We start from the raw sequence: 7,821 nt of genomic DNA on the forward strand, positions 1-7,821 counted from the left end.
ATATTAAAGATAATGTTTCAATATGTTTTTCAATTCTGCTTTCACATTATTCCTCACGTCCTCTGGTTCTAAAATTTCACATTGGCTACCGAAAGTTGTGATGTAATAAAATATCCACTCACCCTTTGGATAGTTAATTTCTGCAATAAAGCTTCCGTCCTCTTGTCGCTCATAGCTATCGAATTCATCATATACCCTGTAAGCAACCTTTGCAGACAGCTTTAATTTTAGTCTAACATACTCTTCCTGAAATACATTCTCGTTAGAAAAAATTTGATTTGGGGATTTCCGCTGAAAATTTTGCTCTAATACACAAAGTTCCTTCATTCGTCTTAACTTAAAGAAACGAAAATCACATCGTGACTTACAATATCCATATAAATACCATGAGCTACTTTTGAAGCACAGTTTCAAAGGCTCTACTTCACGTGATGTCTGCTGCCTTTTTGCGCTAGCATAAGAAAAAGAAATGCCTTTCTTGTCTAATATTGCAGACTTAATTGCATTGAATGTTTCAATTTCCTTCTGTGTGTTAGCCCAAGAAGAAAAATCTACTTCAATCCAATCTGTATTTGATTCACCAAACAAGCTACTGAGCTTTCTAAGTGCGGTATCTGTTTTGCTGAGATTAACAGCGTTGACAGCTTTTAATGAGGATAGAATGTCCTCTTTTTCTTTATCCGTTATAATAGCTTTATTCAGCACAAAATCGGGCAAAAGTGATATGCCACCACCTTTGCCTTTGCTCGTATAAACAGGAATACCTGCTGAAGAAAGAGTTTCAATATCACGATAAATAGTTCTTGGAGAAACCTCAAATCGCTCTGCAAGCTCTTTAGAAGTTACTATTTTTTTATCAAGCAAGATATATACTATTTCAAACAATCGGTTAATTTGCATTTTTATCACCCTATTTTAGTATACACTTATATAGAATAGTACAAGTATAATCTCAACGCTTGTCACACAGTGCTCTTTTGAATATATTACTATCAAATGGTCTGTTCAATTCAACAGCATCTTTTTATATATTCTAAATTATCTAAATCAACAAAATCATTCACTAAACCGTATTTTATCGATTAGTGATTTCTTTCTTACTGATTTTCCTAAAATAGCAGCTAATATTAGTTGAATAAAAATCATTACGACCGATACTATAACTGCTGCCATAATTGGATAATGATAGTCGCTGATATTAAACATACCATTGTTCCTAGCCCATAAAAATACCGGATACCCAAGTATACTTCCTAAACCAAGAGAGAGCACAAGCGTGCCCATTGTATAAAACAGACCCTCCTGATGCAACATTTTTACTAACTGTCGATCTGTCATGCCAATCGCCTGCATCATTCCAATTTCTTTTTTACGAACATGAACACTATGAATCATTGTATTTATCATATTCATCACACATATTACTCCAAGAATTCCTAAAAAAGCATAACTTGCGCCACTTGTTACAGCAAGCGCCGATTTCCATTCATCATATCGTTCTTTCCACGTTTGCATTTGTAACCGATCCGAACTGGCGATCAGTTCTTTTAATACATCTTCTGTATTCTTATCATAATCCTTCGTTGCAAAAATATGATATACCTCATTAATGTTATAAGTACTTAACTTCTTAGCACCTTCTTCTGCCATAAGAAGATAATTAGAATTTGTGAATCCAATCGAATAGTCCCCTATTGCCATTATCTCAACCTTCTTATTCCGACTCCCGTTTCCGTCTTCTATGGTCACATTTAGAGTATCACCGATTTGAATACCCGGATACCAGTGCAACAGATTTCTATCTACAATTACCTTATCTCCAGATTTTAAATCTTCATAGGTTGCCTCTCCCTCAATAATTCCTTCTACTAACTCCTTTTCATACTCTTCTGGCACTCCACAGATTCCCTCGGCTTCTCCTTCAAATACTTGTGCTGAAACTCGAACAAAACCAAAGCTTGACACAGACTTGATTCCATCTATTGCTTCTATTTTTTCTTTCAAACGATCATTCAGTGGATTATCCCTAATGATACTACTCCACTCACGTTCCGGGTGTTCTTTATTTCCGGTTTCCATATGTATAGAAATTTCATACTGTCCTAATACTGAATTGTTTGCACTTTCTCTTGGGTTGGCACAAGACAAAACTGTTGCAACCACCATCAGAAAAACTCCTGTAATTCCCATGGACACAATTGTTATTATGCTATTCTTCTTATTAGCAAACAAATAAATATATGACAATCTGGGAACGGTAACATTGGAATAACTTTTTCTTTTACCTTTTGCTTTTCTTCTTTTATTTTTGTGTTTTGCTTGCGGAGAGTGATAACGTATTGCTTCTATTTCTGAAATACCAGATGCTATTTTCATTGGTCTCCATAACGATAAATATACCGTGAGCAAAGCAACTGAAATTGTAAGTAGATAAAACCACCAATGATAAAGAGAAAACTGATTATTTTCTAATAACTGTTTCATTGTTAAAATCATTGAGTTTTCATTTTCATAATATGATAAAAACCCTGAAAACACCGTTTTTGACAAGATTGTTCCAATCATTAATCCGGTTGGGATAGCAAATAACGCAACTCCCAACCCCTCTATTAGTACAATTTGTCTAATTTGGCGTTTTGTTGCTCCGATGGCCTTTAATTTTCCAAATTCCTGTATTCTTTCCGTCATTCCCACGTAATAAATGCTGAATATTGTTATCACACCGGCCAAAGCAATAATAAGTATTATGCCTGTTATTGCAGGCACTATAACCGGGTCTACATAGTTTGCCATTAAATATTCTTTATTAATGCGTATATTATTTTCCGAGATGGAAAATTGCTTAGCAATGCTGTTGATCGTGTTTTCCATATCATCCGTTAGAGCATTCTTTTTCCCTTTTACCTGAAAAAGAAAACGATAGGAAATCTGATCCTCTGTTATCTCCTTTTTCAGAAATTCTTTTGACACAAATGCTGAATATGCTTTCTCATTTACATTGGAATGACTGTCTTCCACAAATCCGGATATAATAAACTCCCTCTCTTCTGCTAAGCCAAGACCTCCATCCTGTAAAATTTGGTATGGTACCATGATGGTGTCTCCAATCGTTCCTTCTTGTCCTAATTCCTTTAAAATCCCGGCAGAAACCACAATTTCATCTTCCTTTTCCGGAAGTTTTCCTTCTGAAAGCTTCATTCGGTACAAAGAAAAACCTTCATCGTCCAAATATATCATTGCTATCTTAGCATCGTTAACAACCATATATCCTGCATCACTTCTTAAGCCATGTACTGCAATATTATGATGAGCCGGTAGTTTTTCTACTGTTTTTTCATCCACATCCCGATATAAAGCATGCCATGTGGGATAGATCTCTTTTACAACTGCAAATTGACCATCTATCATATTCTTTCCAATTGTAGGAATTAAAAATAGTAGTAGTGTTACTAAAATGATTGTAATACCAATTATAATGTTTTTATTTTTATGGTATTTCATATTTTCATATGCAATTCTTGTAGTCATCTTCATGAGCAGCTCACCACCCTGCCGTCTTCTATTAAAATCACAACATCTGCCATCTGAGCAATGGTCTCATCATGTGTGATCATAACTAGCGTCTGTCCATATTCTTTTACACATTTTTTCAGCAAGTTCATTACCTCTAATTCCGTCTGTGAATCCAGGTTTCCCGTAGGTTCATCTGCTAATATAATTGCAGGAGTTGAAGCAAGGGCTCTGGCAATTGCTGTCCGCTGTTTTTGCCCACCTGATAAGGTATTAGGCTTTGCATCCTTCTTATCAGAAAGTCCTATTTTTTCTAAGATACTCATTATTTCATTTCCATTAACCTTTCTGCCATCCAGACCAAGTGGAAGCACTACATTTTCCCATACGGTCAGCGATGGAATTAGATTATAGTCCTGGAAAACGAAACCAATTTTCTTTCTACGATACTTTGCAAGCTGATCCCCTTTCAAAGAATAGATATCTTGTTCCTCAATGATAACCCTCCCCGAGTCCGGACGATCCAATCCACCAATTAAGTGGAGCAACGTGGATTTTCCTGAACCAGAACGCCCAACTATAGCAGTAAATTTTCCCCGCTCAATTTCCAAATTCGTATGATCTACTGCCTTAACCAATGTTTCTCCTGTTTGATAATATTTTACTAAATTTTCTATTTTTACTATTGTATTCAATCGTTTACTCCTCCTATTAATTGGATTTTCTCTTTCAGATACATCATAACAAGATGATATTACAAAACCCTTACAAATACGATTACAGTTTTGTAAGGGTCTATATAGGCAAAGTAATTCGAAAGATTGTACCATTGTGCAACTTTCTTTTAGCTACAATCATACCACCTTGCTCATCTATTATTTTTCTGGTCAGATAAAGCCCAATTCCAGCTCCTTCTTTTACTTGGCTACTTGCACTTTTACCACGGTAAAAGCGCTGAAAGATTCTGTGTAGTTCTTCTGTTGGAATTCCCATACCTTCATCTTCTATATCTATCATCACTAAGTTCGGCAATTTATGAACACCAATAGATACACATGAACCTGCATTGGAGTATTTAATCGCATTATCTAAAACATTTGAAATTGCCTCCACTGTCCATTTTGGATCGTGTTTAACATTTACATCATTTTTTATATCAATCTGTATTTTTATATCCTTGCTATAAGCTTTCATATATACTTGATTTATAGCTTCAGATAAAGTCTTTTTAATACCAGAAAGCTCCGGTTTGATTTCAATCATATGGTTTTCCAACCTAGACAAATGAACCAATTCTTCCAGCAAGATTTCCAGTTTATTTATTTCCTGTTCTTCCATCAATAGAAATTGCCGCCGTTCTTCGTGTGTTAATTCTGCCTCTTGAGCAAGTTCATGGCTCATTCTAAGTGATGAAAGCGGTGTTTTTAATTGATGAGAAATATCTGTAATCAGCGACTTCGTACCATTTTCTTCTCTGTCCAATTGCTCTCTTAATGTTGTAAAATAATACCCTAGCTCTCGAAGCAAATCCTCAATCTTCATCCACTCATTCGTTTTGTTATTATGGCTTTCCATACTAATAAGAGATGGAACCAGTCGATAATTCCCCTTTTTGAATTGCTCTAGCTGTTCCGATATTCGTTTTAAATCATTTTTGTTTTCGCACTTCTTTTTTCTGTCTTTACTTATTTGGATGCAATAACACAAACTAAATGACATAATAGATACAGCTATAAGAAACAACCAGAAATGTAAAGTAATGATTTTCATTTCTGTTATGTAATATTCAAAGCTTTCCTCTAACACCTGCTGCTGTTCCGGGTAAAATATAATCATTTCATCCATCTGCATATGATAAACCTGGGTTCCTTTTTTCACCATTATGCCTATCCCAATAGACAAAACAGTTACCAGTATTAACCATATTATAATGTATCTTATTACTTTTTTGTAACTTTGCCCGTCCATATATATCCCAATCCTCTCACATTTGAGATGGAATCCATACCTAATTTATTCTTTAACCTACTGATATTCACCGCAACTGTATTATCATCTACAAACAATCCATCGACTCCCCAGATTTTTTCTAATATGTTTTCTTTTGAAACGACTTTTCCTGCATTTTCCAGAAGATAAACTAATATAAGTATTTCAGTCTTGCTTAACAGAATTACACTATCGGCCTTTTTTACCTGCATATCTTTTAAACAAACTTCCAATTCACCAGATATCAAAACCGTTAATTCTTTATCTCCAAGACGCCGCATTAATGCATTTACCTTTGATACTAAAACATTTACAGAGAAAGGTTTTGTAATATAATCATCTGCACCAGTATCATAACCATTGACAATATCAATCTCCTGATCTAGAGCTGTCAGATAGATCAAATATATGTCACTGGTTTCACGAACCATTTTTCCAAAATTTAGTCCGTTTCCATCCGAAAGGGTTATATCACTAATTACCATTTGAATATTGTTTTCTTTCCAAAGATTTTCTGCTTCACTTTGCAAAAATGCGGATAAAACACGGTACCCTTCTTTATGTAATTTCAGGGAAATTCCTCTATTCAAATTAACATCATCCTCTAGAAGCAGTATTGTATTCATTAATAGACCTCCCTAGTGTTTCATTACATTTACTATTTTAACATTATATACAAGATTCTCATACTAACAAATCTGTATTATCTAAGAAGGAGTCTTAAAAAAGGTAGGTGTTTACATTCAGTTTTGCTACTCGCTTCGATTCTAGGTACAAAAAAAGGAGCTAGTTGTTTAACACGAACTCCTTGGGGACATGTACATTATTAAATTTTATATATAAAAAAGTTGCCTACTCCATTTATAGTAAATAACTTTTTATAAGTATATTCAGTTAATTATGTTATTTTAAATACTTCGTGAAATTCTATTTACAGAGCATAAATAATTGGTATATGTTTTAATGCTTATTTTGTACATTCGTTTATGAAGCAGGTAATAGACTCCTCCGCACGTTTTGATTGCTTATCATTATAATGTTTAGAATAGGGATCTAAAAATCCATGCTCGGCATCAAACTCAATAATAGATAAATGCTGTTTATCTTGAAGTTGGCAAACCATCCCATAAACATCAAAAGAATCTTCCTTCGAAAATAGTAAAAGTGTCGGACAGATAGGATTTATATCGGTATAATCCCTTATACGCGAGCCATAGCAAGCTATAATCCCACTACATAATGAATTTTCACAGCACCTCCACGCAATAGTCGCTCCTACACTAAAACCAACAATAAATACATTGTCATATTTATCTTTTAATTGATTGGCAAAACCGTTAATCTCTTTATACATTTCAAACTCAACATTCTTCATAAAAAAGTCATAGGCTTCTATGGATTCTTCGTAAGAAAACGAAGCTCTATCAATCAGATTTGGACAAAACACATCATAACCGGCTTCCGTGAATTTTTGGCATTGTTCTTTTACAAATTGATTAACTCCATATATCTCATGAAGCACAATAATTGCCTGTTTACTGTTTTCTGATTTCTTATCCAATACTCTAACCTCGTAAAATATAAATAATATGCTAAATAATATTATATCTACTTAATCATAATAGTACAATGTAATATCCTCTGTTTTAACATTCATGTTTAAGAGTAGTACCGTTTTACCAATACTACTCTTAGCTTATCAAATGCTCCTATTCTGACTAATTTATTTCCATCAAATAAGCTACCCGGGACGTTTTTCTTTGATCTTAGGATAAAATTTCAGGTCAGATTCTTCGACAAATGCTCACCTTTGATTAGCCTATATCCATTTTATAAGAGTTTGTAGGATTTCAAGATCTTGAATTTTATCTTTACTCTCAGAAATCTATATATATCAATGCTTTTTCATCCCCCCACTTAATCAATCCTTGACATCAATACGACCGTCTCCACATGTTTTGAAGTGACAATAATGATGTCGTGGTTAATATTACACTCTTGGCGTACAATTGGTAAATGTGGAATTTATTTTAAATACTCTGTTAATATTTAATGTTGATGTTTGATGAAAAATGAATACCTCCAGATAGTTGGTAGTTCTGATTTTTAGTATAGCCATATTCAATTAAAGCACCTGATAGTTTAATAAGACAACACATAAAATTAAATTAAACGTTTTTGATTACTTCCTTCCAGTAGTACCACGTGGTCTTCTGTCAAGAAAACAGACAACAAAAACTTAATATATTCATGAATCGATTAACCAGCATTTATTTTTTCAAAATCATGTGGTGAAGCCATATTGCAATGACTGTGAATTCT

At 34.0% G+C, this 7,821-nt stretch carries 6 protein-coding genes; all 6 read right to left on the bottom strand.

Annotated features, from left to right (window positions below; all coding sequences use genetic code 11):
- Nucleotides 1-3: 3 nt before the first annotated feature.
- The 6 genes from DES36_RS06310 to DES36_RS06335 all read right to left on the bottom strand — a co-directional run bounded on the left by DES36_RS06310 (nt 4) and on the right by DES36_RS06335 (nt 7,060).
- Nucleotides 4-900, bottom strand: coding sequence for a helix-turn-helix transcriptional regulator (locus DES36_RS06310; protein WP_113920376.1), 897 nt, complete (start codon nt 898-900; stop codon nt 4-6).
- A gap of 156 nt (nt 901-1,056) precedes the next feature.
- Nucleotides 1,057-3,534: an FtsX-like permease family protein gene (locus DES36_RS06315; protein ID WP_113920377.1), complete on the bottom strand. Its 2,478-nt coding sequence runs from the start codon at nt 3,532-3,534 to the stop codon at nt 1,057-1,059.
- Nucleotides 3,531-4,205 (bottom strand): ABC transporter ATP-binding protein, encoded by a 675-nt coding sequence (locus DES36_RS06320; RefSeq protein ID WP_242981716.1) that lies wholly within the window; start codon nt 4,203-4,205, stop codon nt 3,531-3,533. Before DES36_RS06320 ends, DES36_RS06315 begins: the two co-directional genes overlap by 4 nt.
- Nucleotides 4,206-4,305: 100 nt before the next feature.
- Nucleotides 4,306-5,391 (bottom strand): sensor histidine kinase, encoded by a 1,086-nt coding sequence (locus DES36_RS06325; RefSeq protein ID WP_170128205.1) that lies wholly within the window; start codon nt 5,389-5,391, stop codon nt 4,306-4,308.
- Between the two features lie 59 nt (nt 5,392-5,450).
- On the bottom strand, nt 5,451-6,125 hold the full coding sequence (locus DES36_RS06330; protein ID WP_113920380.1) for a response regulator transcription factor: 675 nt from the start codon (nt 6,123-6,125) through the stop codon (nt 5,451-5,453).
- 341 nt (nt 6,126-6,466) lie between these two features.
- A complete protein-coding gene (locus DES36_RS06335; RefSeq protein ID WP_113920381.1) occupies nt 6,467-7,060 on the bottom strand; it encodes a dienelactone hydrolase family protein in 594 nt (197 codons plus the stop codon).
- Nucleotides 7,061-7,821: the final 761 nt, after the last annotated feature.

Source organism: Alkalibaculum bacchi, assembly GCF_003317055.1.
Taxonomy (GTDB): domain Bacteria; phylum Bacillota; class Clostridia; order Eubacteriales; family Alkalibacteraceae; genus Alkalibaculum; species Alkalibaculum bacchi.